Origin of the sequence: Roseococcus sp. SYP-B2431 (assembly GCF_004336745.1) — a bacterium.
Taxonomy (GTDB): Bacteria; Pseudomonadota; Alphaproteobacteria; order Acetobacterales; family Acetobacteraceae; genus Roseococcus.
In genome coordinates this window covers 111,471-137,278 of the sequence record NZ_SJXD01000011.1, presented here as the reverse complement: position 1 = coordinate 137,278, position 25,808 = coordinate 111,471, and the positions used below count along the sequence as shown (strand labels likewise).

19 protein-coding genes are annotated in these 25,808 nt (G+C 72.1%); 15 read left to right on the top strand and 4 right to left on the bottom strand.

Features of this window, described 5'->3' with window-relative positions:
* The first annotated feature begins 1 nt into the window (after position 1).
* The 3 genes from tssM (at position 2) to EJV46_RS02035 (ending at position 4,897) form a co-directional block, all read left to right on the top strand.
* A complete protein-coding gene (gene tssM, locus EJV46_RS02045; protein ID WP_131546920.1) occupies positions 2 to 3,544 on the top strand; it encodes a type VI secretion system membrane subunit TssM in 3,543 nt (1,180 codons plus the stop codon).
* Between the two features lie 97 nt (positions 3,545 to 3,641).
* Positions 3,642 to 4,190, top strand: coding sequence for a type VI secretion system-associated protein TagF (tagF, locus tag EJV46_RS02040; protein WP_165585283.1), 549 nt, complete (start codon positions 3,642 to 3,644; stop codon positions 4,188 to 4,190).
* Positions 4,187 to 4,897 (top strand): PP2C family serine/threonine-protein phosphatase, encoded by a 711-nt coding sequence (locus EJV46_RS02035; RefSeq protein ID WP_131546918.1) that lies wholly within the window; start codon positions 4,187 to 4,189, stop codon positions 4,895 to 4,897. Before tagF ends, EJV46_RS02035 begins: the two co-directional genes overlap by 4 nt.
* 40 nt (positions 4,898 to 4,937) lie before the next feature.
* Here EJV46_RS02035 and EJV46_RS02030 read toward each other — a convergent pair whose 3' ends face one another.
* The 3 genes from EJV46_RS02030 to tssH all read right to left on the bottom strand — a co-directional run bounded on the left by EJV46_RS02030 (position 4,938) and on the right by tssH (position 8,819).
* Positions 4,938 to 5,300, bottom strand: coding sequence for an H-NS family nucleoid-associated regulatory protein (locus EJV46_RS02030; RefSeq protein ID WP_206020679.1), 363 nt, complete (start codon positions 5,298 to 5,300; stop codon positions 4,938 to 4,940).
* A 208-nt stretch (positions 5,301 to 5,508) separates the two neighbouring features.
* Positions 5,509 to 5,988 (bottom strand): type VI secretion system tube protein Hcp, encoded by a 480-nt coding sequence (locus EJV46_RS02025; protein WP_131546917.1) that lies wholly within the window; start codon positions 5,986 to 5,988, stop codon positions 5,509 to 5,511.
* Positions 5,989 to 6,221: 233 nt separating this feature from the next.
* Positions 6,222 to 8,819: a type VI secretion system ATPase TssH gene (gene tssH / locus EJV46_RS02020; protein ID WP_370323067.1), complete on the bottom strand. Its 2,598-nt coding sequence runs from the start codon at positions 8,817 to 8,819 to the stop codon at positions 6,222 to 6,224.
* Between the two features lie 356 nt (positions 8,820 to 9,175).
* Here tssH and tssA point away from each other — a divergent pair, with 356 nt between their 5' ends.
* The 12 genes from tssA to EJV46_RS01960 all read left to right on the top strand — a co-directional run bounded on the left by tssA (position 9,176) and on the right by EJV46_RS01960 (position 23,556).
* Positions 9,176 to 10,309 carry a type VI secretion system protein TssA gene (gene tssA, locus EJV46_RS02015; protein WP_131546915.1) on the top strand — a complete coding sequence of 378 codons (1,134 nt, stop codon included), beginning with the start codon at positions 9,176 to 9,178 and terminating at the stop codon, positions 10,307 to 10,309.
* A gap of 158 nt (positions 10,310 to 10,467) precedes the next feature.
* Complete coding sequence (tssB, locus tag EJV46_RS02010) at positions 10,468 to 10,974, top strand: type VI secretion system contractile sheath small subunit (protein WP_131546914.1); 507 nt, start codon at positions 10,468 to 10,470, stop codon at positions 10,972 to 10,974.
* Positions 10,975 to 10,978: 4 nt separating this feature from the next.
* Positions 10,979 to 12,475 (top strand): type VI secretion system contractile sheath large subunit, encoded by a 1,497-nt coding sequence (tssC, locus tag EJV46_RS02005; protein WP_131546913.1) that lies wholly within the window; start codon positions 10,979 to 10,981, stop codon positions 12,473 to 12,475.
* Between the two features lie 22 nt (positions 12,476 to 12,497).
* The gene (tssC, locus tag EJV46_RS02000; protein WP_131546912.1) at positions 12,498 to 14,024 is read left to right on the top strand and encodes a type VI secretion system contractile sheath large subunit; all 1,527 of its coding nucleotides are present in this window, start codon (positions 12,498 to 12,500) and stop codon (positions 14,022 to 14,024) included.
* A gap of 121 nt (positions 14,025 to 14,145) precedes the next feature.
* A complete protein-coding gene (locus tag EJV46_RS01995; RefSeq protein ID WP_131546911.1) occupies positions 14,146 to 14,946 on the top strand; it encodes a type VI secretion system accessory protein TagJ in 801 nt (266 codons plus the stop codon).
* A 33-nt stretch (positions 14,947 to 14,979) separates the two neighbouring features.
* Positions 14,980 to 15,492, top strand: coding sequence for a type VI secretion system baseplate subunit TssE (gene tssE / locus EJV46_RS01990; RefSeq protein ID WP_131546910.1), 513 nt, complete (start codon positions 14,980 to 14,982; stop codon positions 15,490 to 15,492).
* 109 nt (positions 15,493 to 15,601) lie between these two features.
* Complete coding sequence (gene tssF, locus EJV46_RS01985) at positions 15,602 to 17,431, top strand: type VI secretion system baseplate subunit TssF (protein ID WP_131546909.1); 1,830 nt, start codon at positions 15,602 to 15,604, stop codon at positions 17,429 to 17,431.
* Entirely contained in the window at positions 17,428 to 18,576 is a 1,149-nt protein-coding gene (gene tssG, locus EJV46_RS01980; protein WP_131546908.1) for a type VI secretion system baseplate subunit TssG, read from the top strand. The genes tssF and tssG overlap by 4 nt, the downstream gene beginning before the upstream one ends.
* A gap of 105 nt (positions 18,577 to 18,681) precedes the next feature.
* The gene (locus tag EJV46_RS01975) at positions 18,682 to 20,169 is read left to right on the top strand and encodes a class I SAM-dependent methyltransferase (protein WP_131546907.1); all 1,488 of its coding nucleotides are present in this window, start codon (positions 18,682 to 18,684) and stop codon (positions 20,167 to 20,169) included.
* Positions 20,170 to 20,171: 2 nt separating this feature from the next.
* Positions 20,172 to 21,653 carry a class I SAM-dependent methyltransferase gene (locus EJV46_RS01970; protein ID WP_131546906.1) on the top strand — a complete coding sequence of 494 codons (1,482 nt, stop codon included), beginning with the start codon at positions 20,172 to 20,174 and terminating at the stop codon, positions 21,651 to 21,653.
* Between the two features lie 144 nt (positions 21,654 to 21,797).
* Positions 21,798 to 22,472, top strand: coding sequence for an OmpA family protein (locus tag EJV46_RS01965; RefSeq protein WP_131546905.1), 675 nt, complete (start codon positions 21,798 to 21,800; stop codon positions 22,470 to 22,472).
* 70 nt (positions 22,473 to 22,542) lie between these two features.
* Complete coding sequence (locus tag EJV46_RS01960; RefSeq protein WP_131546904.1) at positions 22,543 to 23,556, top strand: hypothetical protein; 1,014 nt, start codon at positions 22,543 to 22,545, stop codon at positions 23,554 to 23,556.
* A gap of 55 nt (positions 23,557 to 23,611) precedes the next feature.
* Here the strand turns inward: EJV46_RS01960 and EJV46_RS01955 are convergent, their stop codons facing one another.
* Positions 23,612 to 25,723 (bottom strand): serine/threonine-protein kinase, encoded by a 2,112-nt coding sequence (locus EJV46_RS01955; protein WP_131546903.1) that lies wholly within the window; start codon positions 25,721 to 25,723, stop codon positions 23,612 to 23,614.
* Positions 25,724 to 25,808: the final 85 nt, after the last annotated feature.

Genomic DNA, 25,808 nt, shown 5'->3' with positions numbered 1-25,808 from the left:
CATGCGCAGCCTGTTCACCATCCCGGCGCTCGGCGCCCTGTTCGGCGTCCTGTTGCTGGACGTCGTCATCTGGCTCTTCTCCCCGCTGCTGGGCGAGGCCTTCGACGCGATCTGGCTGCGCGCGATCCTCGTCGCGATCCCGGTCATCCTCTGGTTCCTGGTCTTCTTCCTGATCGGCCGGAAGCGCGAGAGCCGCGACGCGGGCCTTGTCGAGGCCGCCGCCGCGCCCGACCCGCAGGCCAAGAAGGACGAGGCCGCCGCCGGCGAGGAGGCCGAACTCCGCGCCAAGCTCACCGAGGCGCTGGCCAAGCTGAAGGCCGCGACGGGTGGCAAGGGCACCTATCTCTACGACCTGCCCTGGTATGCGATCATCGGCCCGCCGGGTTCGGGCAAGACGACGGCGCTGCTCAATTCCGGCCTCGAATTCCCGCTCGCCGAGGGCCGCGTCGGCGGCGTCGGCGGCACGCGATTCTGCGACTGGTGGCTCACCGAGCGCGCCGTGATGATCGACACGGCCGGCCGCTATACCACCCAGGACAGCGACGCCGATGCGGACAAGGCCGGCTGGGAGCGCTTCCTCGACCTGGTGAAGAAGAACCGCCCGCGCCAGCCGCTGAACGGCGTGCTGGTGGCCTTCGGCGTCGACATGCTCTCGCGCCTCGACGCGACCCAGCGCGAGGCGCATGCGCGCAGCGTGCGGCGGCGCATCAAGGAGCTGGAGACGCGGCTCGGCCAGCGGCTGCCGGTCTATTTCGTCGTCACCAAGGCCGACCTGCTGCCCGGCTTCATCGAGTTCTTCGACGACCTCGACAAGAATGCCCGCGAGCAGGTCTGGGGCTTCACCTTCCCCATGGGCCACACGCCCGAGGGCGCGGTGACGCAGTTCGGCCAGGAATTCACGGCCCTCTCCGAACGGCTGATGGTCCGCCTCATCGAGCGGCTGCAGACCGAGCGCGGACCGCAGCAGCGCGCGCTGATCGCGGGCTTCCCGACCCAGCTCGCCTCGCTGGAGTCCGCGCTGAAGGAATTCGCCCAGGCGGCCTTCGGCGGCTCCAAGCTCGATCCCGCGCCCCTGCTGCGCGGCGTCTACTTCACCTCGGGCACGCAGGAGGGCACGCCGCTCGACCGGCTGGCCGGCGCGCTCTCGCGCTCCTTCGGGCTGGATCCGAGCCGCCCGGCCGCGATCATGGGCCAGAAGGGCCGCGCCTACTTCCTGACGCGGCTGCTCAAGGACGTGGTGTTCAACGAGGCGCGGCTCGCGGCCAATGACCGCGGGCTGGAATCGCGCCGGCGCATCGTGCAGATCGGCTCCTGGGCGGCGGCGCTGCTGCTGGTGCTCGGAGGCGGCGTCTGGGGCTGGACCGCGCTCCACGCGGAAGGCGGGCGCAGCGAGCGCCTCGCGGTCGCCGTGACCGCCGCCGAGCGGGCCGGCGGTGCCGCGCCGCTCGACCGCGTGCGCGGCCCCGACCTCGCGCCCATCCTCGCCTATCTAGAGGCCGCCAAGACCCTGCCGCCGGCCGCCGCCGGCGAGGGCCCGGGCTTCGGACTCAGCCAGCAGGAGATGCTCCAGGCCGGCGCCGAGAGCGCCTATGGCCGCGCGCTCAACCGCGTGCTGCTGCCCCGCCTGCTGGCGCGGCTGGAACAGCAGATCCGCGAGGGCATCCAGCGGCCCGACTACCTCTACGAGGCCGTGCGCGTCTACCTCATGCTCGGCAAGCAGGGGCCGATGGACCGCAGCCTCGTGAAGGAGTGGTTCGGGCTCGACTGGCAGGCCGCCTTCCCGGGCGCCGTGAACCAGCCGGGCCGCGATGCGCTCGGCCGGCATCTGGACGCGCTGCTGGCCGGCCAGCTCGCCACCTATCCGCTGGACGGCGCGCTGGTGGACCAGGCGCGGCGCGTCTTCTCGCGGCTGCCCATGGCCCAGCGCGTCTATGCGCGGCTCCGCAACCTCGCCGACACGGCCAATGTCCCGGCCTGGGCGCCGGCCCAGGCGCTGGGCGCCGCGGGCCAGCGCTACTTCGTCCGCCCGAGCGGCCGCCCCCTGACCGAGGGCGTGCCGGGCTTCTTCACGGTGAACGGGCTCTACGGGGCCGTGCTGCCGCGCCTGCCGCAGGCCGCCCTCGAGGCGGCCAGCGAATCCTGGGTGCTGGGCCCCGAGGCCGCGACGGCCGGGGCGGGCGATCCGCGCCGGCTCGAGGCCGACGTGCTCGCCCTCTACGCCGCCGACTACGTGCGGGCCTGGGAGGCGATGCTGCAGGATCTCGTGCTGCCGCCGGTCGTCGGGCTGAACGCCTCGGCAGAGGCGCTGAACCTGCTCGGCGCGCCCAATTCGCCGATGAAGGACCTGCTCCGCGGCATCGCGCGGCAGCTCTCGCCGGGGACGGCACCCGAGGCGCCCGGCGCCGCCGGAGCCGCGGGCCAGGCCGCCCAGGGGGCCGCGAGTGCCGCCGCGGGCGCCGCGGCCGGGGCCGCGAGCCGGGTCGCCGCGGCCGTCGGCGTCCAGCTCGGCAACGGGGCCGCGCCGGTCGCCGAGGTGGTGGAGCGGCGCTTCCAGGCGCTGCGGGAGGCGTCCGGCCAGCCGCTCGACGGCGTGCTCGCCATCATGAACGACCTCTATGTGCAGGTCGCGCGGCTCGCCAATTCCCCGCCCGGCACGGTGATGCCGCCGAGCGTGGGCCTCGATCCCGGCCAGCGTCTGCTCTCCGAGGCGCAGCGCCAGCCCGAGCCGCTTCGCAGCTGGATGACGGCGCTGGCCCAGGCGACCGGCCGCGCCCGCGCCGGCGGCGCCCAGGCGGCCATTGCCGCCGCGGCCGGCGGTGGTGGTGGTGGTGGCGGAGGCGGCGGCGCCGCGGCCGGGGGCGGAGGCACCAGCCTCGTCGCGCTCTGCCGAGGCATCGAGACGCGCTTCCCGTTCCGGCGCCAGCCCAATACGCCCGACATGCCGGTGGACGACTTCATCCGCCTCTTCGCGCCGGGCGGAACCTTCGACACCTTCTTCACGCAGTATCTGCGCCCCTATGCCGACGTCACGCAGCGCCCCTGGCGCCCGGTGGCGACGGACGGCCTGCCGCCGCCCGTCTCGGCTTCGGACCTGATGCAGTTCCAGCGGGCCCAGGCGATCCGCGACGCCTTCTTCCCGGCCGGCGTGGCCAATGGCTTCCGCTTCCAGATCGTCCCGGCCGGCCTCTCGGCGGGAACGTCGAGCGCGACGCTGGAGGCCTCCGGCGCGCGCGTCTCGCTGCCCGTCGGCGGCGGGGGACGGCCGATCGACCTGCAATTCCCGTCCTTGCAGCCGATCACGCTGACCTTCGACCCGGCCTCGAGCCGCGGCGACCTCGCCTATGACGGCGCCTGGTCCACGCTGAAGCTCGTCTTCCTGCACCGCGTGGTGGCGACGCCGCAGCCGGACCGCTTCCGCCTGAGCGTCATCCAGGGCGACAGGACGGCGGACTTCACGCTCCAGGCGGCGAGCAGCATCAACCCCTTCGGGCTACGCGAGATGACCGACTTCCGCTGCCCGACCTTCGCGCCGCCGCAGAATTAGGAGGCTTCCGGATGGACCGCGGATCGATCGCCGAAGGAGGATTTCCGAAGCTGGCACGGCTCGCGGCCATGCCGCGCGCCGGATGTGCCGCCTAGCCATGGACGAGGTGCGTACCGGGCTGTTCGGCAAGCTCCCCGCCCATGGGGACTTCGTGCGGCGCGTGCTGCCGCGCAGCTTCGTCGCGCCCTGGGACGCCTGGCTGAGCGAAGGCGTCGCCGCCTCGCGGGAGCAACTGGGCGAGGATTGGGAGACGGCCTGGGAGGCCGCGCCCGCCTGGCGCTTCCGGCTGGCGCCCGGCGCCTGCGGGCCGGACGCGGCCTTCGGCATCGTCGTCACCTCGGCCGACACGGTGGGCCGGCGCTTCCCGCTCACGCTCGCCGCCGTGCTGCCGATGGCGGGCCTGCCTCCGCCGGAGGCATGGTACGACGCGCTGGAAGCGGCCGCGCTCGAGGCCCGCGCGGGCGAGATCGACGCCGACAGCCTGGCCGCGCGCCTGCCCGATCCGCCGCCCGACGCCGATCCGGACGTGACGCTCGACGGCCGCAGCGTCTTCTGGTCGGCAGGCCAGCCATCGCGCGCCATGCCGGCGCCCGTCGATTTCGTGCTCCTGCTGGAGCGGCACGAGCTGGAGCAGCCCGAGACATGAGAGCCACCCTCCTGGCCTCCAGCGCCGCCACGCATCCGGGGGCCGTGCGGACCCGCAACGAGGACAACCTCGTGGACCGGCCGGACCTCGGGCTCTGGGCCGTCGCCGACGGCGCCGGTGGGCATGGCGCCGGCGACGTGGCGAGCACGGCGATCGCCGATGCGCTCTCCGCCATCCCACCGGGCCTGACGGCGGCGGAGATGCTGGCCCAGGTACGCCTGCGCCTCGCCGGGGTGCATGCGGAGCTCCAGGCCAGGGCAGAGGCGCGCGGCACCGGCGGCGTCATCGCCTCCACCATCGTCGTGCTGCTGGCCCGCGGGGCGTATTTCGCGGCGCTCTGGGCCGGCGACAGCCGCATCTACCTCATGCGCGACGGTCAGCTCCTGCGCCTCACGCGCGACCACAGCCTCGTGCAGGAGCTGGTGGATGCGGGCGAGATCGACGCGGCGGATGCCGAAGCCCATCCCCGGGCCAATGTGATCACCCGCGCGGTGGGCGCGGGCGGCGAGCTGGTGCTGGACAAGGTGGCCGACCGCATCCAGCCGGGCGACCGCTACATGCTCTGCAGCGACGGCGTGTTCAAGGAATTGCCCGAGGCCCGCATCGCCGCGCTGCTGTCTCAGGGCGCCCGGGCGGAGGATCTCGTGCGCCTCGCGGTCGAGGCGGGCGGGCGCGACAATGTCAGCGTGGTGCTGATCGAGGCGTGATATAGGGCGCGATGGGTAAAGGCCGGAACCGGCCGGCCCCTCAGATCAGGAACTCGTCCCTGCTGCGGCCCTCGGCCTCCATGGCCGCCAGCCAGTTCGGCATGCGGCCGCGGCCCGTCCATTCCTCGCCATTCGGGCCGCGGTACTTGGCGGCGACCTTCTTGCCGGCATCCGACCGCTGCGAGCGCGAGCCTTCCGGCGCCGCGGCGCCCACCAGTTCCTCAACCGACAGCCCGAGGCGCTCGGCCTTGAGGCGGAACTCCTCCAGCAGCGCGGCGCGGCCCGCGGTCGCCATGTCCTCGCGCGCCTTCTCGATGGCGTCGGACAGCATGCCGAGCTCTTCCATCGACAGGCCCGGCAGGGCGGCGATCAGCGTCTCGAGCTTGCCGTCGGAATCGGGCATCTGTGGACTTTCGGTCAAAGGAAGAATCCGGCCCGGACGTCAGGGCCCAGTTCCCTGGCGCTTATGGCGCGCCGGGCGGATTTGCAAGCGTCCTTCCGAAAAACGCCCTGAAAACGATCGGCGCGCCGCGACCCTCCTGGGCCGGGCGCGCCGTGCGCGAGCCTGGGCTGCAGGCCGGGGCGGGTTGCGCCCCGGCGCCACGCCTCGCTTACGAGAGCTTCGAGAGCCCGATGTCGAAGATGACGTGACCCGTCGTCTTGGACGCGAACTTGTCGTCGATGTTCATGTACTCGCTGTCGACCTTCGCGAAGTTCAGGCTCAGGCTCTCCGAGGGGCGCGCGCCGCCGGAGGAGATGCTGTAGCCGGAGATCAGCGTGTCGGTCAGGATGTACTTCTGGAAGGCGACGTGCTTGCCGCTGTTGTCGGTCTGCGTCAGCTCGATCTTGACCTCGACGGCCTTGCCGCCCAGCGCTTCCTTGAAGATCAGGGGCGAGGAGATGTCCATCGTCTTGGTCAGCGTGATCTCGCTCACCGACGGGGCCGAGGCCTCGCGCTTGGAGCCGCCGCCGACGCCCATCGAGATGCCGCGGCCGACGCCGAACTGGAAGGACTCGATCTCGATCCATTCCTTGTGCGCCAGCTGCGTGGTCTCGCCCTTGATCGTACCGTACTTCAGAAAGATGGCCATTTCTTCTTCACTCCGTTGCCGCGCGCTGAGCCGATCCGGGCGCCGCGGCGGCGACCTGGCCGGTTTGATCCAACGGCGAGACCACCTCGCCGCCTGGCAGGTTCCCGCACATTCGGACCATTTTGTGATGCCGATGCTTGCGGAATCCTGAAATCCACAGTCACAGACTCACGCGAAGTACCTATTCCTGCAACGGCATATTCTTCGCGTGTGTCGCGCCGTCCCATGCGAGTTCATTCGAGCGTGTAGCTGAACCCGCCCTCGTCATTCATTCCCACGCGCACCTTGGCGATCGGCTTGCCTTCCGAGAGGCGCTCCAGCACCTGCGCCGAGAGCTCCGGCAGCAGCGTGCGGTTGAGGATGTTCTCGATGTTGCGCGCGCCGCTTTCGACTTCCCGGCAACGCTCCACGATCGCCTCGGTGACCGCGGGATCGACCTCGAAGGAGGCGTCGTAGGATTCACGCACGCGCTTGCCGATGCTGCGCAGCTTGAGGCCGATGATCTGCTTCAGCACGTGATCCGCGAGCGGATAGTAGATCACGACGTTGCAGCGGCCGAGGAAGGCCGGCTTGAAGGACTTCAGCAGGTCCGGCCGCAGCGCCTCGACAAGCGCCTCGGGCTCGGGCGCCGTTTCGGGATCGGCGCAGAGCTTGGCGATGGTGTCGGTGCCGGCATTCGACGTCATGATGATGACGCAGTTCTTGAAGTCGATGTCGCGGCCTTCGCCGTCCTTCATGTTGCCCTTGTCGAAGACCTGGTAGAACACGTCCTGGACGCCGGGATGCGCCTTCTCCATCTCATCGAGCAGGATCACCGAATAGGGCCGGCGGCGCACCGCCTCGGTGAGCACGCCGCCCTCGCCATAGCCCACATAGCCGGGCGGGCTGCCCATCAGCGTCGCGACCTTATGCTCTTCCTTGAACTCGCTCATGTTGATGGTGGTGAGGTTCTGCTCGCCGCCATAGAGCAGGTCCGCGACCGCCAGCGCCGTCTCGGTCTTGCCGACGCCCGAGGTGCCGGCCATCAGGAAGACGCCGATCGGCTTGCGCGGATCGGCGAGGCCGGCGCGATTCGTGCGGATGGCCTGGGCGATGGCGGCGAGCGCATGGCTCTGGCCGACGACGCGCTCCTCCAGCTTCTCCTGCAGCGCCATCACGCCCTTGATCTCGTCGCCCGCCATGCGGCCCAGCGGAATGCCGGTCCAGGTCGCGACGACCTCGGCGACGGCCTGGCCGTCGACGACGGGATGCACCAGCGGCTCCTCGCCCTGCAGCGCGCGCAGCTCCGTCGTCAGCTTCGTGAGATCGCCCAGCGCGGCGACCGTGTCGTGGCCGTCGGCCGGCGCCTCCAGGCCCTCGCGCAGCTCGCGGATCTTCGTGACGTAGTCCTTCTCCTGCTCCCATCGCTCCTTGAGCGCCGCGAGCTCGGCCTCGACCTCCGCCTGCTCGACGACGAGCGCGCCGGTGCGCTTCTCGTGGTCGCCGCCGGTCGCGGCCTCGCGGCCCAGCGCCGACAGCTCCGTCGCGATCAGCGCGAGGCGCCGTGTGCGGTCCTCGATCGGCGCCGGGATCGCCGCCTGGCTCATGGAGACGCGCGCGCAGGCGGTGTCGAGCAGCGAGACGCCCTTGTCGGGCAGCTGGCGCGCGGGGATGTAGCGGGCGGACAACCGCACCGTCTCCGTCACCGCCTCGTCGAGGATACGCACGCCGTGGTGCTTCTCCAGGGTGGCGACGAGGCCGCGCAGCATGGCGTTGGCCAGCGGCAGCGTCGGCTCCTCAACCTTCACGACCTGGAAGCGACGGGTGAGCGCCGCGTCCTTCTCGAAGTACTTCTTGTACTCGGCCCAGGTGGTGGCGGCGACGCAGCGCATCTCGCCGCGCGCGAGCGCGGGCTTGAGCAGATTGGCCGCATCGTTCTGGCCGGCCTGGCCGCCGGCGCCGATCAGCGTATGCGCCTCGTCGATGAACATCACGACGGGAACCGGCGAGGACTTCGCCGCGTCGATCACGCCCTTCAGGCGATTCTCGAACTCGCCCTTCATGCCCGCGCCGGCCTGCAGCATGCCGAGGTCGAGCGACATCAGCTTCACCTTGGCCAGCGCCTCCGGCACGTCTCCCGAGGCGATGCGCAGCGCCAGGCCCTCGACGACCGCGGTCTTGCCCACGCCCGCCTCGCCGGTGAGGATCGGATTGTTCTGCCGGCGGCGCGTCAGGATATCGATCATCTGGCGGATCTCGGCGTCGCGGCCGAGGATCGGGTCGATCTTGCCGGCCTTGGCCTGCGCCGTGAGGTCCGTGCAGAACTGGTCGAGCGGGCCGCCGGCACGCGGCGCGCCCTCGGCAGGGGCGCCGCTCGCGCCCGGGGGTGCGGCGATGGAGGCCTGCGCCTCTTCCTCGCTGCCCTTGGTGAGCGCTTCGAGATTCTTGCGCAGCGCGTCGGTGGGAATGTTGAGCAGCGTCGGCGCGCTGTCCTTCACCGTGCGCGCCAGCGTCTCGTCGCTGATGAGCGCCGCCAGCATGTGGCCGGTGCGGATCTTGCCCTGGTTGGCCTCGAGGCTGGCGATCATCCAGGCCTCGCGCAGCCAGGTCACGATGTCGGGCGAGAGGCCGGGCGCGCGGGCATTGCCCGTCCGCATCTTGTCGAGCGCCTTGGTGAGCTCGCTCAGCACGCGGCCAACATCGATGCCGGCCTGCTTGAGGATCATCGAGACGTCGGAGCCCGGCGTCTCGATCAGCTTCATGAGGAGATGCTCGATCTCCACATTGTAGTGGGTCCGGGACAGCGTGAGTCCGGCCGCAGATTCCAGCTGCCGGCGGCCCAGCTCCGTCATCCGGGCCACCAGGGACTTCAGATCGATCGCTACCATGAAGCCGACGTCTCCCTTGCCGCTTGCCCGGCACCCTAACCTTTGATCGGCGGGAAGCTACGGGTCGCTCTTGCCCTGTGTCCAGGGAAGATCATGAATGGATGAGAATTTCGTGCATGTGCACGACGTGTTGAATACCCGCAGGATCACGTCCTGCCATCATGCAGAATTCAACAAACGGCACGCGCGCGACAGACGCGACAAACCTGTCCGGGCAGCGGGTCGAAAGCCGCGCCAAAAGGTGCCAAAGCCCAGGCTTCATGCTCTAGTTCGGCGAAGCGGTGCCCGACTGGCGCTGCAATGGCAATCGGGGGATTCGGATGGTCGACGACGTGGTGGATGTGGCCACGCTGGTGGAGCCGCTCGGCAGCGGCGACGGCGCCGGTGAGGATCTCCGGCTCGATTACTCTCCTTCCTCCATCTACCAGAAGCTGCGCGACGCGCGGGCGGAGGCCCGAGCGGAGGAGCGCGCGCGGGACAGCGAGGGCGAGGGCGAGACCGCGCCCGTCGAGGGCTGGCGCCAGGTGCGCCGTCTCGCCGTCGACGCGCTCACCAGCAACAGCAAGGACTTCGAGATCGCGGCCTGGCTGACCGAGGCGCTGGTCCGGCAGGAGGGGCTGGCCGGCCTCTCCGCGGGCGCGCGCGTGCTGGCGGGGCTGCTGGAGCAGCATTGGGACGCCGGCTTCCCGCAGCCGGACGAGGACGGGCTGGAGGGGCGCTCCGCGCCGCTCGGCGGGCTCGCGGGCGGCGACACCGACGGCACGGTGATGCAGGCGCTGCGCCGCGCGCCGCTCTTCCGCCGCCCCTCGGGCGAAGGCTTCAGCATCTATCAATACGAGGCCTCGGCCGACACGGCGGGCATCTCCGACGAGACGCGGCGCGAGCAGCGCTTCGCCCAGGGCGTCATTCCGCTGGAGACGGTCGAGACGGAGGCCAAGTTCGACCGCCCGGGCCTGCGCGCAATGGTCGCGCTCACGACGGAGACGCGGGCCGCCTGGCAGCTCTTCCAGGACCAGCTCGACGCGCGCTTCGGCTACGACGCGCCGCCGTCACGCCGGGTTGCCGAGGTCCTTGACCGCATGGCCGAGGTCGCGACCCGGCTCGGCGGCGGCGCCGAGGATGCCGGGGGCGGGATGGTCGCGGAGGATGGCGCGCCGGCCGCCCCCGGCCAGCCGGCAGCTGCAGCGGCGGCGGCGGGGGGCGGCCTCGTGATGCCCGGAGCGGGGAGCCTCGCCAACCGCGAGCAGGCGCTGAAGACGCTGGAGCAGCTCGCCGAGTTCTTCCAGAAGACGGAGCCCCACTCCTTCCTCGCCTATACGCTTTCGGACGCGGCGCGGCGCGGCCGCATGTCGCTGCCCGAGCTGCTGGCCGAGGTGATGCAGGACGAAGGGGCGCGGACCTCCATGCTCACCGCGCTCGGAATTCATCCCCGCGCGATGGACGCGACAGAATAGCCGCTTCCCTCGCCTGCAACGGGCAGTAGAATAAAGGCGATCGCAAGATTGACGCCGCGAAATCCGAAGGCTTACGCTCCGCGCCAAGCGGAGCCCGGCCGGAGGCCCCGCGGCGTGCAGACCAACCAGGGCGGCGCCGTGGCGCCGGGGAGAATGCCATGGCCAGCGTTCATGACAAGTTGAACCGCGTGCGCAAGCCGCGTGTCCACATCACCTACGACGTCGAGACCGAGGGCGCGGCGATCGAGCGCGAGCTGCCGTTCATCGTCGGCGTGATGGGCGACTTCGCCGGCGACCCGAGCGAGCCGCTGAAGCCGCTCGCCGAGCGCAAGTTCACGCAGATCGACCGCGACAACTTCAACGACGTCATGGCGCGCATCGCGCCGGGCCTCAACATGAAGGTCGAGAACACGCTGGCGGGCGACGGCAGCGAGATGGGCGTGAACCTGAAGTTCCGCCACATGGACGATTTCGAGCCCGCCAAGGTGGCCGAGCAGGTCCCGGCGCTGAAGGCCCTCATGGAGACCCGCAGCAAGCTGCGCGACCTCATGAGCAAGGTCGACAATTCCGAGAAGCTGGAAGAGCTGCTGGACGAGGTCCTGCAGGACGAAGCCAAGCTGAAGCAGCTGTCGGACCAGCTCGGCCTCGGCAAGACGGAGGGCTGACCCCATGAGCAGCACGCAGACCCAGCCCGGCGCAGCCGGCACGACCACCACCGAAGAGGGTGGCGCCTCCTTCCTCGACCAGGTCATCGGCGCGACGCGTCAGACCGAGAAGGATCGCGCGCAGGATCTCATCAAGGCCCTGACCGAGGAAGCGCTGAAGGGCACCGTCACCTACAGCAAGAACCTCACCCAGACCTTCAACCGCGCCATCGCGGAGATCGACGCCAAGCTGTCCCAGCAGCTCAACGCGATCATCCACCACGAGAAGTTCACGAAGCTCGAGGGCTCCTGGCGCGGGCTGAACCATCTCGTCATGAGCAGCGAGACGGGGACGAGCCTCAAGATCCGGCTGCTGCAGGCCTCCAAGCGCGAGCTCAACCGCGATCTCACCCGCGCGGTGGAGTTCGACCAGAGCGGCCTGTTCAAGAAGATCTACGAGAACGAGTTCGGCACCCCCGGCGGCGAGCCCTACGGCGCGCTCATCGGCGACTACGAGTGGACCAACCACCCGGACGACGTCGAGACGCTGCGCCTCATGTCCAACGTCGCGGCGGCGGGCTTCGCGCCCTTCATCTCCGCGGCCGGCCCGGGCATGTTCGGCTTCTCCGACTATCGTGAGCTCTCCAAGCCGCGCGACCTCACGAAGATCTTCGAGACGCAGGAATACGCCAAGTGGCGCTCCTTCCGCGACAGCGAGGACAGCCGCTTCGTGACGCTCGTGCTGCCGCGGGTCATCGCCCGCCTACCCTATGGCGCGAACACCAAGCCGATCGACGAGTTCGCCTATGAGGAGGCGCCCTTCAACGCCGACGGCACCGCCAAGGCGATGGAGCACAGCGACTATTGCTGGATGAACGCGGCCTATGTCCACGCCGCGCGCCTCACCGACGCCTTCGCCCAGCATGGCTGGTGCACCGCGATCCGCGGCGCCGAGGGCGGCGGCATGGTGACCAACCTGCCGACGCACGTCTTCACCTCGGACGACGGCGACATGGACACCAAGTGCCCGACCGAGATCGGCATCACCGACCGCCGCGAGGCCGAGCTGTCCAACAACGGCTTCCTGCCGCTCTGCCACTACAAGAACACCGACTACTCGGTCTTCTTCGGCGCGCAGACCACGCAGAAGCCGAAGAAGTACGATCGGCCGGAAGCCACGGCGAATGCGGCGATCTCCGCGCGCCTGCCCTACATCATGGCGACCAGCCGCTTCGCGCATTTCCTCAAGGTCATGGCGCGCGACAAGATCGGCTCCTTCATGGAGGCGACCGATGTCGAGCAGTGGCTGAACCGCTGGATCCAGAACTACGTCAACCCGATCGAGGGTGCGGGTCAGGACAGCCGCGCGAAGTACCCGCTGCGCGAGGCGCGCGTCGAGGTGAAGGAGATTCCGGGCAAGCCCGGCTCCTACAACGCCGTCGCGTACATGCGTCCGTGGCTGCAGATGGAGGAGCTCACCACCTCCATGCGCATGGTCGCGCGCATTCCGCAGAAGGCCTGATCCGCGGGGAAGGGGGCGAGACATGGCGGGGCTTGGCGCCATCTCGCCCGATACAGGACTTCGGGAAGTGGCCCTTTCGGGGCGCCACTTCTCGGCTGGCTCGCCGGCGGCCGAGATGGCCGGCTTCCTCATGGAGCGCGATCCCGGAGCCATCCTGCGCAGCTGGATGGGTCGGGACCGCCTGCGCGCCATCGCCGCCTCGGGGAAGAGCCGCAAGGCCATCCTCGAGGAGGCGCTGGACCGCGATATCGCGGCGCTGGACGCCGCCATCTCCCGCCAGCTCGATGCCGTCCTGCACCATCCCCGGCTGACGCGGATGGAGGGGTCCTGGCGCGGGCTGCACTGGCTCGTCGAGGGCTTCGTGCAGGACCGGCTGGTGAAGGTCCGCCTGCTCACGGCGCGTTGGCAGGAGCTGGCGCGCGACCTGGAGCGGGCCGCCGAATTCGACCAGTCCGTGCTCTTCCGGCTGATCTACGAGGATGAGTTCGGCACGCCCGGCGGCGAGCCCTACGGCATGCTGGCCGCCGATTTCGAGATCCGTCCCGGCCCCGCAGCCGGCCATCCGGTCGACGATGTGCGCGTGCTCGACCAGCTTGCCGCCGTCGCCGCCGCGGCCTTCTGCCCGATCGTGATGCCGGCCTCGCCCGCCCTGCTCGGGCTGGATTCCTGGCATGACCTCGCCACCACCACCTCGCTGGCCGAGATCCTGCGCGCGCCGGAGCGCACGCGCTGGCGCAGCCTCGCCACCCGCGACGACACGCGCTTCCTCGCGCTCGTCCTGCCGCGCACGCTCGGCCGTCCGGCCTGGCGCGACGACGGCAGCCGCGCCGACCGCTTCCGCTACCGCGAGGAGGCGGGCGCCCCATCGCAGCGCGTCTGGACCACGCCGGTCTATGCGCTCGCCTCCGTCGCGGCCCGTGCCTTCGCGCGCTATCGCTGGCCTGCCGAGATCCGCGGCGCGGAGCCGGGCTGGGAGGCCACGGGCGGCATCGTCGAGACGCTGCCGCACGAGCGCTTCCGCGCCGATCCGCCCGGTCCGCCGCCGCGCCCGCCGCTGGAGGTCGCGCTCACCGACGACCAGGAGCGCGAGGCGGCCGATGGCGGCATGGTCGCCTTCTGCGGCCTCGACTCCCTGCCCGAGGGCTCCTTCGGCGCGGTGCCGAGCCTGCACAGGCCGCCGAAGATGACGTCGCAGGTGGCGGATGCCAACCAGCGCATCTCGGCCCAGCTCAACAGCGTGCTCTGCGTCTCGCGCTTCGCGCATATCGTGAAGCTGATGGGCCGCGACATGGTGGGCAGCTTCCTCGGCGCCGACGAGGTGGAGCTGCGCCTGCAGCAATGGCTGAACAAGCACGTCACCGGCCTCGCCGGCAGCGGCGAGGCGGCGGCCAAATACCCGCTGCGCGACGCACGGGTCGAGGTGCGGGACCGGCCGGGGCGGCCGGGCTCCTATGGCTGCACCATTCATCTGCAGCCGCATTATCAGCTGGACGAGGTCGGCGCCTCCTTCCGGCTCGTCACCGATCTCGCCGCGCCGCGCGCGGCTTAGACCATGATGAGTTCGCATTCGCTCACTCACGATGGTCCAAGGCATTCGCTTTGCCGCGGGATTCAGACCTCCGGCGCCTTCGCGCCTGCGGTCATCCCGCTTTAGGAAGGAAAACGGATTCATGGCCACTGCGGGCGAGGCATTCAAGGCGGGCGATCTGACGGCGGCGGTCGCGGCCGCGCAGGCGGCGGTGAAGGCCGCGCCCCGCGATTCGGGGGCGCGCTGGCTGCTCGCCGAGCTCATGCTCTTCGCGGGCGACGCGGAGCGCGCGGACCGCATGCTCGACGCGGCGGTGCTCGACGAGCCCTCGCCTGCGGTGATGGAGTTCCGCAAGCTGCTCCGCGCCGAGGTCGTGCGGCAGCAGGTCTGGAACGAGGCGCGCGCGCCGAAGTTCTCCGCCGACGATGCGACGGACGCGCAGTCCGCCGTCATCCGCGCCTCGGTCCTCGCGCGCTCCGGCGCGGTCGAGGAAGCGCTGGCCGAAGCCAATGCCGCCGAGGAATCCCGCCCCAAGATCTCCGGCCAGGCCGATCTGGCCGACGGCACGACCATCCAGTTCGACGACTTCCGCGACGCCGACGATCTGCTGGCCCCCATGGTCGAGGTGCTGACCACCAATGGCGAGCACATTCTGGTGCCGGTGGAACGCCTGGTCGCGCTCGACTTCGACGCCCCGCGCCGCCCGCGCGACCTCGCCTGGCGCCGGACCACCATCGAGCTGAAGGACGGCACGGAAGGCGTGGTCTACATGCCCACCACCTATGCCGCGCCGGCCGGCCAGCCCGACGCCGTGAAGCTCGGCCGCGTCACCGAATGGACCGAGGGCGCCGGCCCCGTGCGCGGCCGCGGCCAGCGGCTCTTCCTGATCGGCGAGGAGGCGATCGCGCTCTCCGATCTCGCCGCCATCCGATTCGCGCCCTGAAGGGAATGACATGAGCGGGATGAGCGGCCCCCTGTGAGCGGATCAAGCGAGCGCAGTTCCGGCACGCGGCCGACGCAGCGCGTCCGGCTGCCCTTGCTCGACCGTCTGCTGGATCCCGATCCCGGCACGAAGGAGGAGAAGCTGCCCACGCCCGCGGAGGCGCTGGACACGCTGCGCGCCGCCGTTCGCCGCGACCTGGAGGCTTTGCTCAACGCGCGACGCCGGCGCTGGCCGCTGCCGGCGAACGGGCCGGAGCTGGCCCTCTCGCCGCTCGGCTACGGCATCCCGGACGCGACCTCGGGCGCCTATGCGCTGCCCGAGCGGCGCGAGGGGCTGGCGCTGGAGGTGGAGCGCATCATCCGCCGCTTCGAGCCGCGGCTGCTCTCGGTGCGCGTGCAGCTGCGCGAGTCGGGCAACGAGCTGGACCGCACGCTGCGCCTCAAGGTGGACGCCGTGCTGCGCACCGATCCCATCCCGGAGCCGATCAGCTTCGAGACGGTGATCGAGGCTGTCTCCCACGAAGTCATCGTGACCGAGCGCGGCTGATGGCACGCATGCCGTACCTCCTTCATTCCATGCTCACACCACTGCGCGCCATCGGCTTTGCTGGCCGGCCCGCCGATCCCTCCGCTTCGCTCCGGGGCGGGACGGCGAAATGAGCGAAAGCCTCCTCCCCTTCTACAACCGCGAGCTGGCAGCGCTGCGCCGCCTCGCGGGTGAGTTCGCCGAGGCCTATCCCAAGGTGGCAGGGCGCCTGCGCGTCACCTCCGACGGCACGGTGGACGACCCACATGTGGACCGCCTGCTGGAGGGCGTGGCCTTCCTCGGCGGCCGCGTGCAGCAGCGCCTCGAGGATGAGCTGCCCGAGATCACCGATGCCCTGCTGGAGCTGCTCTCGCCGCATCTGCTCGCGCCGGTGCCGAGCATGACCACGGTGCGCCTGCAGCCCAAGGCCGAGGCGCGCGGACCCGCCGTCGCCGTCCGCGGCACGCCGCTGGAAACCGAGGCGGTGCGCGGCGAGCCGCTGCGCTACGTCACCTGCCACGAGGTCACGCTCTGGCCCGTCGTGATCGAGGCCGTGCGGCTCATGGGCCTGCCGCTCGCGGCGCCGGCCAATCCGCGCGCGCCGGGCGCCTCCGCCTGCCTGCGCATCACGCTGCGCACCCAGGTGCCCGACCTCAACTTCGCCGAGACGGGGCTGGACACGCTGCGGCTGCACCTGCGCGGCGCGCCGCAGGTGGCCGCCGGCCTGCACGAGCTGCTGGCCACCGCCTGCGTCGGCATCGCGCTGGCCGACGGGCCGGGCGATCCCTCCCCCACCCTCATCGGCCCGGAGAAGATCCGCCCCTTCGGCTTCGAGCGCGAGCAGGCCGCCCTGCCCTGGCCCCGCCGCGCCTTCGACGGCCACCGGCTGCTCACCGAGTACTTCGCCCACCCCGAGAAGTTCCTCTACCTGGAGATCGACGGGCTGGAGGCGCGGACCATGCTCCAGCACGGCAACAAGCTGGAGATCTTCGTCTACCTCAACCGCGCCGCGCCCGAGCTGGAGCGCACCATCGGCAACGACACGCTGGCGCTGCACTGCACGCCTGCGGTGAACCTGTTCCCGCAGCGCTGCGAGCCCATCCCGATGGACGGCACGCAGTCCGACTGGCTGGTGATCCCCGACGCGCGGCGCCCCGCGGCGCTGGAGATCCACAGCATCGACGAGGTGCGCGAGAGCCGGCCCGATGGCGCCCGCCGCATGGTGCTGCCCTTCCAGCGGCTGGCGCGCGACGGCTCCGCCGAGGAGGACGCCGCGCCGATGCAGTGGATCGCGATGCGCGGTCCCGCGCCCGCCTCGCTGACCGGCACGGAGACGCGGCTCATGCTGCGCGACCTCAACTTCGATCCCGACGCGCCGGCCGACGGCGTGCTCACCGTCAACGCCACCTGCTGCAACCGCGACCTGCCGGAGCTGCTGCCCTTCGGCGGCGGCCAGCCGCGGCTGCGCATCGCCGAGCCGAGCTGTCCCGCCGCGGCCGCGGAATGCCTCTCGGCGCCGACCTCGACGCTGCGGCCGCGGCTCGGCGAGCGCGGCGCCTGGCGGCTGGTCTCGCATCTCGCGCTCAACCATCTCGGCGTGATGGGCGGCGAGAGCGCCGCAGTCGCGCTGCGCGAGATGCTGCGCCTGCACGACCTGCGCGACACGCCGGAGACGCGCACGGCGATCGCGGCGCTGGTGGCGGTGAATTCGGGTCCGGGCGTGGCCCGCATCCCCGGCCAGCGCCCCGGCGTCTTCGTGCGCGGCCTCGAGGTCTCGCTGACCTTCGAGGCACAGGCGTGGAACTCGGGGGGGCTCTATCTGCTGGGCGCGGTGCTGGAGCGCTTCCTGGCCTTGCAGGTCTCGGTGAACGGCTTTGTCCGCACGCGCGCCTATCTGCGCGGCCGTGGGACGCCCGTGGCGAATTGGGCCCCGCGCAGCGGGACGCGCGTGCTGCTGTGAGCTCCCAGGCAGAAAGCGAGGACGATCCGGAAGCCACGATGATCGTGCGGCGGTCGCCCGCCGCGACCGCGCCGGCCGCTGCCCCTCCACCCCCTGCCGCTTCGCCCCCTGTGGCACCGCCGGAGCAGCCGGTCGTCACCATCGCCCCGGCCGAGGCCGCGATCCTGGAGCAGCCCGCCGAGGCGCTGCCCGTGGCCCCCGGCGCGCCGGCGCCGAGCCCCATGGCCACCCTCGCCGCCCATCCCGAGCGCTTCGACCTCGACCAGGCCGCCTTCGTCATCGCCCGGGAGCGCGATGCGGTGGACCTGCCCTTCGCCAGCGTCGCGCGGCTCGGCCTGCCGCTCGCCGAAGTGACGGCGGCCGATCCGAAGACCGGCGCCCTCACCTCACCGCTCTTCGGGCTCATCGGACCGGGCGGCACGCTGCCGCGGCACTACACCTCCACGACGGGCGCCGAGCTCCGCAACCGCAGCCGCGCCCTGCACGCCTTCCTCGACATGCTGGCCCGCCGCTTCACCGGCATGTGGGTCCGCGCCGGCGCCAAGTACCGGCCCGCCCGCGATTCCGGCCCGGCCCGGCGCGCGCTGGACGCGGCGATCGGTATGGGCACGCCGGGCCTCTCCGGCCGGCTCGCGGTGCCGGCGGAAAGCCTGCGCTACCATGCCGGCCATCTCGCCGCGCGCACCCGCAGCGCCGAGCGCCTGCGCGCCATGCTCGCCGAGGAGGCCGGCGCCGAGGTCGAGATCGTGGAGTTCGCCGGCGGATGGCTGCGCCTGCCGGTCACCGAGCAGTCACGCGTCGGCGTCGTGCACGGCCGCCTCGGCGTGGACGCGGCTGTCGGCGCGCAGGTCTGGGATCCGCAGGCCCGCTTCATCATCCGGCTCGGGCCGCTGGACGCGGAGTCCTTCGCGCGGCTGCTGCCGGGCCAGCCGCTCTTCGAGCAGATCTGCGGGCTGACGCGGCTCTTCGTCGGGCCGGAGCAGGATTTCGTGCTGAATCCCATCCTCGCCGCCGATGCCGTGCCCGCCACCCGCGCCGGCACAGGCAGCGACGGCGGGCGCCTGGGCCTCACCTCCTGGATGGGCGCCTCCAAGCCCCGCCGTGCGCCCGCCCGGGACGCCTACCTCCGGCCGAGTGGAATATGACGCCCGTCATTGTCTGCCCTCAGGCGCCGGGCGCCCGCTCCGCGGGCTTGACTTCGTCGTCTCCCTCCGCGCGCGGCGCGGCATCGATCGCTTAAGGAAACCGGCATGACCTCCTGGGCCCATGGCTATGTCGCCGACAGCCCCTATACCTTCGCCTATCAGGCCGCGCAGGCGCCGGGGAACCTGGCACTGATCTGCGCCATGATGGGCGTCGACTGGCAGCCCACCGCGCGCATGAACGTCGCCGACATCGGCTGCGGCCGCGGCTACACGGTCAACACGCTGGCCGCCGCCAATCCCGGCTGGACGGTGCTCGGCCTCGACTACAACCCGGCCCATATCGCCGAGGCCGCTGCGCTGGCAGAGAAGGCGCGAATCGACAACGCGACCTTCGTCGAGGCCGACCTCGCCGAGATGACCGATGCCGAGATCGACCAGATCCCCGAGCTGGACGTGGTCAGCCTGCACGGCGTCTGGACCTGGGTGTCCGACCCTGTGCGCGCCGGCATCGTGCGGCTGCTGGCGCGGCGGCTGAAGCCGGGTGGCCTCTGCTACGTCGGCTACAACGCCCTGCCCGGCTTCGGCGGCGACATGGCCCTGCAACGGCTGTTCCGGCACCTGACCGCCCTCCAGCCCCTGGGCTCCTCGCCGGAGAAGGCGCGGGCCGTCATTCCGACGATCCGCGCCCTGCACGCCTCCAAGCCCGCCAACCTGCTGCCCACGGGCATGCTGAAGCGCATCGCGGAGGACGAGACAGAGCTGGACGCCTCCTACCTCGCCCACGAGTTCCTGACCGCCCATTGGCGCCCGGTCTTCTTCGAGGATCTCTGCGCCGACCTCGCCCCTGCCAAGCTCGATTACGTGGGCAGCGCCGGCTTCCACGAGAATGTGCCCGACCTGATCTTCTCGCCCGAACAGCGCGCGATCTACGAGACCCTCCCCATGGGCCCGGCGCGGGAGTTCATGAAGGATCTCGTGCTGCAGCGCCCCTTCCGGCGCGACGTCTTCGTGCGGGGGCTGCGCCGCACCGACCCCGCCGTCGCGCTGGACCGCCTGGTGCTGGGCGCCTGCAAGACCCTGCCCGAGAAGAGCCCCAGCATCGGCGTGCCGGTGGGCTCGGCGGAGCTCGGCCCGGATCTCTGGGAGCCGATCGCCGCCGCGCTGCGCGAGGCGCCGCAGAGCCTCGGGCGCCTGCGGAGCCTCACCCCGGACCGCAACCCCAACGCCGCCGAGCTGCTGACCGTGCTCGCCGGGGCCGGCTTCGTTCTCCCCGTGCTGCGCGACGTGGGGCCGAGCGAGGCCACGCAGCGCTTCAACCGCGCCGTCGCCGAGACCTATTGGCGCGAGGGGCGGCGCGGCGGGCAATATGCCATGGCCTCGCCCGTCACGGCGGCCGGGCTGGCCTGCACCTGGATGGAGCTTGCCGTCGCCTGCCAGATCGGGGATTCCGGCCCCGAATGGCCCGATGCGGAGACCATCGCCACGCGCATCCTGCCCGACATCTCCGGCGAGGCCCTGGAGGCCGCCAAGGGCATGGTCGAGGAGCTGCTCAGTGAGCGCCCGGCCATCTGGCGGCGCTTCGGGATCATCTGACGATGGCAGACTGGTCCCACGGCTACGTCGCCGGCAGCACCTACGGCGTCGCCTTCCAGGCCGCGCAGACCCCCGCGCACATGGCCATGGTCTGCGCCGCCGCCGGCGTCGACTGGCAGCCCCGCCCGCGCATGACCGTGGCCGACATCGGCTGCGGGCGCGGCTATGCAGCCAATACGCTGGCCGCCGCCAATCCCGACTGGACGGTGGTCGGGCTCGACCACAACCCGGTCCATATCGCCGAGGCGACGCAGACGGCCGGCCGCGCCGGCCTCGGCAACGCGCTCTTCCTGGAAGCCGACCTCGCGGCCCTGGACGAGGCCGGGCTGGACCGCATCCCGCCGCTCGACGTCGTCATGGTCCACGGCGTCTGGTCCTGGGTGTCGGACGAGGTGCGCGAGGGGATCGTGCGGCTGCTGGCGCGGCGCCTGAAGCCGGGCGGCCTGGCCTATCTCGGCTACAATGCCCTGCCGGCCGCCGGCGCCGACCTCGCCCTGCAGCGCCTGCTGCGCCACCTCGCCGGCCCCGTGGGCGCCCATCCCGGCCAAGCCGAGGCGGCCGCCGCCATGGCCCTGGAGCGCCTGCGCGGCATGGCGGGGCACCTGCCGCTGCGCGAGACGCCGATGCTCAAGCGCCTGCTGGCCGATCCGCCGGTGATGGAGCCCGCCTTCGTCGCGCATGAGTTCCTGACCACGCATTGGCGCCCGGTCTTCTTCGAGGATCTCTGCGCCGCGCTGGGGCCCGCCAAGCTGGACTTCGTCGGCAGCAGCAACCTCTTCGAGGCCGTGCCCGGACTGGTCTGCGATGCGCCGCAGCTCGAGGCGATGGCCACGCTGCCCGAGGGCCCGCCGCGCGAGTTCCTGAAGGACCTCTGCCTGCCGCGCAGCTTCCGCGCCGATGTATTCATCCGCGGCGGACGCCGCACCGACCCGCTGGAGGCGTTGGATGCGGTGGTGATCGCCGCCTGCGCGCCCATCCCGGAGGAGAGCCCCGTCCTCGCCACCGGCACCGGCAAGGCGGCCCTGCCGCAGCCGGCCTGGGACGCGATCGCCGCCGGGCTCGCCGAGGGCCCGCAACCGCTCGGCGCCCTGCGCGCCCGCGTCGCGGAGGCCCTCCATCCGGGCGAAGTGCTGGCGCTGCTGACCGGGACCGAGCTGGTGCTGCCCGTCTACCGCCCGCCGGAGCGGGCGCCGGCCGCGACCCGCTTCAACCTGGCCGCCGCCGCCCTCCACGCGCCGACCGGCGAGGGCACCGGCCACTTCGCGCTCGCCTCGCCGGTCGCGGCCGGCGGGCTGCCGGCCACCGCGCTCGACCTGGCCTTGGCCGCGGCGCTGCTGGAGGGCGCCGATCCGGAGGATCCGATGGCGCTGGCCCGCCGCCTCCAGCCGGGGCTGAGCCCCGAGGGCCAGGAGCGCGCGGCCGCGATCATCGCGGAGCGCTGGGACGAGCGGATCCCGGTCTGGCAACGCTTCGGAATCCTTTGAGACGCGCCGCGTCCGGCCATTCCGTCCGGACGCGGCCCATGCGACAATTTTTCCCATGACTTCGCCACGTTCCGCTGGTTCTGTGGGCACAGGTCGCATTCAGGGCCGCTCGCCGAATGGCGGCCCACCCAGGAGAGGCACACCATGTCGAGAGCAATCCGTTACGCCGCCCTCTACGCCACCGGCGCGCTGATCGGCGCGACGGCCCTGCCCTTCGCCGGCACCGCGCTCGCCCAGAACGATCCCGCCGCCCGCCAGCTCATCGAGCGCCTGCGCCCGACGGAGAACCAGACGCGCGGAATCCGCATGCCCGGCAGCGACACGGGCACCGTCACCGCGCCGCCGCCCACGCTGACCCCCGCGATGCCGCAGGCGCCGGCTGGGCGCGCGACCGATCCGAAGCCGCCCGGCGTCGCGGTGAACCGGCCGCCGCCGGCCCCCATGCCGCAGACCACCGCGCCGGCCGGCGTCGCGGCCGTCTCCATCACGGTGAACTTCGCCACCGGCTCGGCCACGCTGACGCCGCAGGCCAAGGCCTCGCTCGCCTCGCTCGGCCGCGCGCTGAGCTCCCCCGAGCTCGCGCCCTACCGCTTCCGCATCGAGGGCCACACCGACACGGTGGGCGACGCCGACATGAACATGTCGCTCTCGCAGCGCCGCGCCGAGGCCGTGGCCGAGTTCCTGCGCGCGCAGTTCAGCGTGGTGCCCGACCGCCTCGTGGCCGTCGGCATGGGCGAGAGCCAGCTGCTGGTGCCGACGCCCGACCAGTCCCCGGAATCGCGGAACCGGCGCGTCCAGGTGGTGAACATGGGCGGCTGAGCCGCGCGCGGCGTCCGCGCGGGCGCCGCCTCACCGACTGGCCCCACGAAGCGGGGCACGAGGACACGGCATGAACGAGGACGACACCGTACGTCTGCCACGGGCGGCCGCCATGGACCGCGCGCTGCCCTCCGCGCGCCGCGCCGCCGCCTTGCCCCCCAGCTCCGCGCGCCCTTCCCATGGCCGGCGGAGCCTGCTGGGCCTTTGGACCGGGATCGGCGCGGGCGCCGCGGCGCTCGCAGCCGCCGGCGGCGGCGTCTGGTGGTGGCTGAGCGGCCCGGCCGCGCCGGTCGAGCCTCCACCCATCCGCCGTCCGGCCGAGCCGCCGCCGGTTCCCGAGGGGCCGCCCGCGCTTTCCACCGAGGAGATCCTGGCGAACCGGGCCGTCGAGCCCCTGGCCCTGCGCTGGGCCCCCAATCCGCTGGTCTGGGTGCTCGACTTCCCGAATCTGGAGCTGCAGGGCCGCGCCATGAACCGCATGGCGGCGCTCCTCGAGAAGGCGCGCACCCCGCGCGACCGCGTGCTGGGCGACGAGGCGCTCGCGGGCGCCATCGCCGCCGACGGCCGCACGGCCGCCAACTGGTATTTCGGGCACAATTACCGCGCCTCGGACCTCGCGCGCTTCTTCGAATGGGCCGAGCGCGACGGCGTGCCCCTCAACCCTCTGGAGCTCTGGGTCCGCGAGCAGGTGGAGCTGGCGCGTCGGGTCGACCGCTCCCGCGACGCGGCGATCCTCACCCTTCCGGCGCTCGGTCCGCATGTCGACGCCGCGATGCGCGGCGCCATCCTGCGGCACGAGTTGGGGCACGGGCAGTTCTTCACCCTCCCCTTCTTCGCGGCGCATGTGATGCGCGTCTGGGAGCGCGGCTTCTCGGAGGCGGAGCGCGCCGCGGTGCGCCGCTTCCTCGGCGCCGAGGGCTACGACACGAGGCCGGAGGAGATGATGGCCAACGAGGCCATGGCCTATCTCCTCTACACGCCGGACCGGCGCTTCTTCGACCCGGCGCGCGACCTGGGCTGGTCGGACGAGCAGGCCGACCGGATTCGGGCGATGTTGCGGTCGGGCGCGCCGGAGGAGCCGTGAGGGCCCGCGCAGGACGGCCACGACGCCGCCCGGGCCTTGAGGGCGTGCGTATCGCTCAGCGCGCCGCCGTCTCGATGACGAAGGGGCGGATCTGCACGCGGCGGTTCTGCCCGCGCGCGTTGCGGAGTGCCTCCGCCAGCGCCGCCAGGTAGGCCTCCTGCTTCTCCACCTCGGGGCGCAGCACGGGGAAGAGCGGCCCCTCGCTGACCATCGCCACCAGCAGGTCCGTGCCGAAGGGCTCGCTGACCTCCCAGCCCGGGAAGCCGGCGCGAGGCTCGCCCAGCCGCACCGTGGCATTGCCCGGATGCGGGGCCGAGGGCACCAGATGCGCGACCTCGCCCGAGCTCATGAAATAGGCGACGTAGAGGTTGCCCGCCCAGTCCGGCATGGTGACGTCGAAGCGCAGGAGCTGGCCATTGACCAGCGGCAGGTTGCCCACCGGGCGGACGTGCGGCCCCGCATCCGGCGTGGCGAGATAGGGCCGCAGCACATCCGTCGCGGGGCAGTAGGGCCCGTCGAAGCCCTGGACCGCGAGGCGGGCGGAGGCCAGCGGGATGTCGCGCGCGGCCAGCGCCCGGCGCAGCGTCCCGTCCTCGCCGCGGCGCAGCACGCCTTCCAGGGTCAGGGCGTCGTCCGTCGCGGAAGCGGCGATCAGGCCGCAGGCCGGCGCGGCGGCGGCCGCGCGGGCGGCGGCGCGGAAGTCGAGCGCCGGGCGGGGCGCGAGGGCCAATTGCTGGGGCGGCGTCGGCCGCTCCGCCGGGGGCAGCGGCGCCGAGGGGAAGGTGCCCGTCGAGACGGTGGCCGACGGCGATGGGCCGGGCGTGGCCGGGACGAGAGCCGGCGTGGGTGTCGCGGGCGTGGGCGCCACGGGCGCGGGTGTCACCGGCGTGGGGCGGGCGGGCGCGGGCGCGGGGGCGACGGGAACCGGGGTCGGCACCAGGGGCGCTGGCGGCGGCGCGGCCGGGCTGGGCGCGGCGGGCGCCGCTTGCAGCACCGCGACGTCGGCCGGGCGCGGGGCGGGCGCGGAGGGTGGCGCCGCGACAGGTGCGGAGGGCATCGACGGCGCCGGCGTGTCGGTGGAAGGCCCAGCCGTCGGCGCCAGGGTGATCGTGGTGGGCGCGGGCGTTGGCGAGGGCGCGGGGCCCGTGCCGTTGCCGAGGAACATGAAGGCTGCAGCGCCGGCCACCAGCACGGCCGCGACGCCGCCGCCGATGAGCACCACGGGCGGGCCGCTCTTCGCCTTCGGGGGGGGCGGCGCGGCGGCCGCCACCGGCGGCGGCGCAGCGGGCCGCATCGTGCCGGAGACGACCGTGGCGTCGGAATCGGCCATGGGCAGGGGCGCGGCGGCGGCCGGCGCGGAGAGCGCGCCGCGGATCGCCGCCGCGAAATCCGCCGCGGAGGCGAAGCGGTCCTCGGGACGCTTGGCCATCGCCTTCGCCACCACCGCGTCGAAGCCGCGCGGCGCCGTCACGGAGAGCGTCGAGGGCGGCGTCGGCTCGGTGTGGATCGCCTTGTGCTGCACGGCGGAAAAGCCGCCCTCGAAGGGCTTCTCGCCGGTCAGCAGCTGATAGAGCAGCACGCCCGAGGCCCAGATATCGGCCCGCGAATCCACCGGCTCGCCGCGCAGCTGCTCGGGCGCCATGTAGGAGGGCGTGCCCATCACCGTGCCCACCTGCGTCATCGAGGAGTTCTCGATGCGCGCGATGCCGAAATCGGCGATCTTCACCGTGCCGTCCGAGGTCAGCATAATATTGGCCGGCTTGATGTCCCGGTGCACCACGCCGCGCTTGTGGCTGTAGTCCAGCCCGGCGAGGATCTGCTCCATCACCCGCCCGATCTCGGGCAGCGCGAAGCGCTCGCCGCGGTCGAGCACCTGCTTCAGCGTGCCGCCCTCGACCAGCTCCATGGCGATCCAGGCATTCTCGTGATCCTCGCCGTAGTCGTAGACCGCGACGATATTCGGATGGTTCAGCCGGCCCGCGGCCTGGGCCTCGCGCTTGAAGCGGGCCAGGGATTCCTGCCCTTCGATATCGCCGGCGGCGGGCCGGGGGATCACCTTCAGGGCGGCGCGGCGCTCGATCACGACGTCGAAGGCGTCCATCACGGTGCCCATCGCTCCGGCGCCGAGGCGACCGCGTATCTCGTACTTGCCGACCTGCTCCGCCATGAACCCCGCCACCTCCCGGTTGCCGCGCAGACTACAGGCGATGGCGCGGCTTGCCAGCAGGGAAACTCGGCCTTCCGGGAGGCCG

Coding starts and splice junctions, on each gene's coding strand:
- tssM (WP_131546920.1), top strand. CDS start 2: ATGCGCAGCCTGTTCACCATCCCGGCGCTCGGCGCCCTGTTCGGCGTC.
- tagF (WP_165585283.1), top strand. CDS start 3,642: ATGGACGAGGTGCGTACCGGGCTGTTCGGCAAGCTCCCCGCCCATGGG.
- EJV46_RS02035 (WP_131546918.1), top strand. CDS start 4,187: ATGAGAGCCACCCTCCTGGCCTCCAGCGCCGCCACGCATCCGGGGGCC.
- EJV46_RS02030 (WP_206020679.1), bottom strand. CDS start 5,300: ATGCCCGATTCCGACGGCAAGCTCGAGACGCTGATCGCCGCCCTGCCG.
- EJV46_RS02025 (WP_131546917.1), bottom strand. CDS start 5,988: ATGGCCATCTTTCTGAAGTACGGTACGATCAAGGGCGAGACCACGCAG.
- tssH (WP_370323067.1), bottom strand. CDS start 8,819: ATGACGGAGCTGGGCCGCCGGCAGCTGGAATCTGCGGCCGGACTCACG.
- tssA (WP_131546915.1), top strand. CDS start 9,176: ATGGTCGACGACGTGGTGGATGTGGCCACGCTGGTGGAGCCGCTCGGC.
- tssB (WP_131546914.1), top strand. CDS start 10,468: ATGGCCAGCGTTCATGACAAGTTGAACCGCGTGCGCAAGCCGCGTGTC.
- tssC (WP_131546913.1), top strand. CDS start 10,979: ATGAGCAGCACGCAGACCCAGCCCGGCGCAGCCGGCACGACCACCACC.
- tssC (WP_131546912.1), top strand. CDS start 12,498: ATGGCGGGGCTTGGCGCCATCTCGCCCGATACAGGACTTCGGGAAGTG.
- EJV46_RS01995 (WP_131546911.1), top strand. CDS start 14,146: ATGGCCACTGCGGGCGAGGCATTCAAGGCGGGCGATCTGACGGCGGCG.
- tssF (WP_131546909.1), top strand. CDS start 15,602: ATGAGCGAAAGCCTCCTCCCCTTCTACAACCGCGAGCTGGCAGCGCTG.
- EJV46_RS01975 (WP_131546907.1), top strand. CDS start 18,682: ATGACCTCCTGGGCCCATGGCTATGTCGCCGACAGCCCCTATACCTTC.
- EJV46_RS01970 (WP_131546906.1), top strand. CDS start 20,172: ATGGCAGACTGGTCCCACGGCTACGTCGCCGGCAGCACCTACGGCGTC.
- EJV46_RS01965 (WP_131546905.1), top strand. CDS start 21,798: ATGTCGAGAGCAATCCGTTACGCCGCCCTCTACGCCACCGGCGCGCTG.
- EJV46_RS01960 (WP_131546904.1), top strand. CDS start 22,543: ATGAACGAGGACGACACCGTACGTCTGCCACGGGCGGCCGCCATGGAC.
- EJV46_RS01955 (WP_131546903.1), bottom strand. CDS start 25,723: ATGGCGGAGCAGGTCGGCAAGTACGAGATACGCGGTCGCCTCGGCGCC.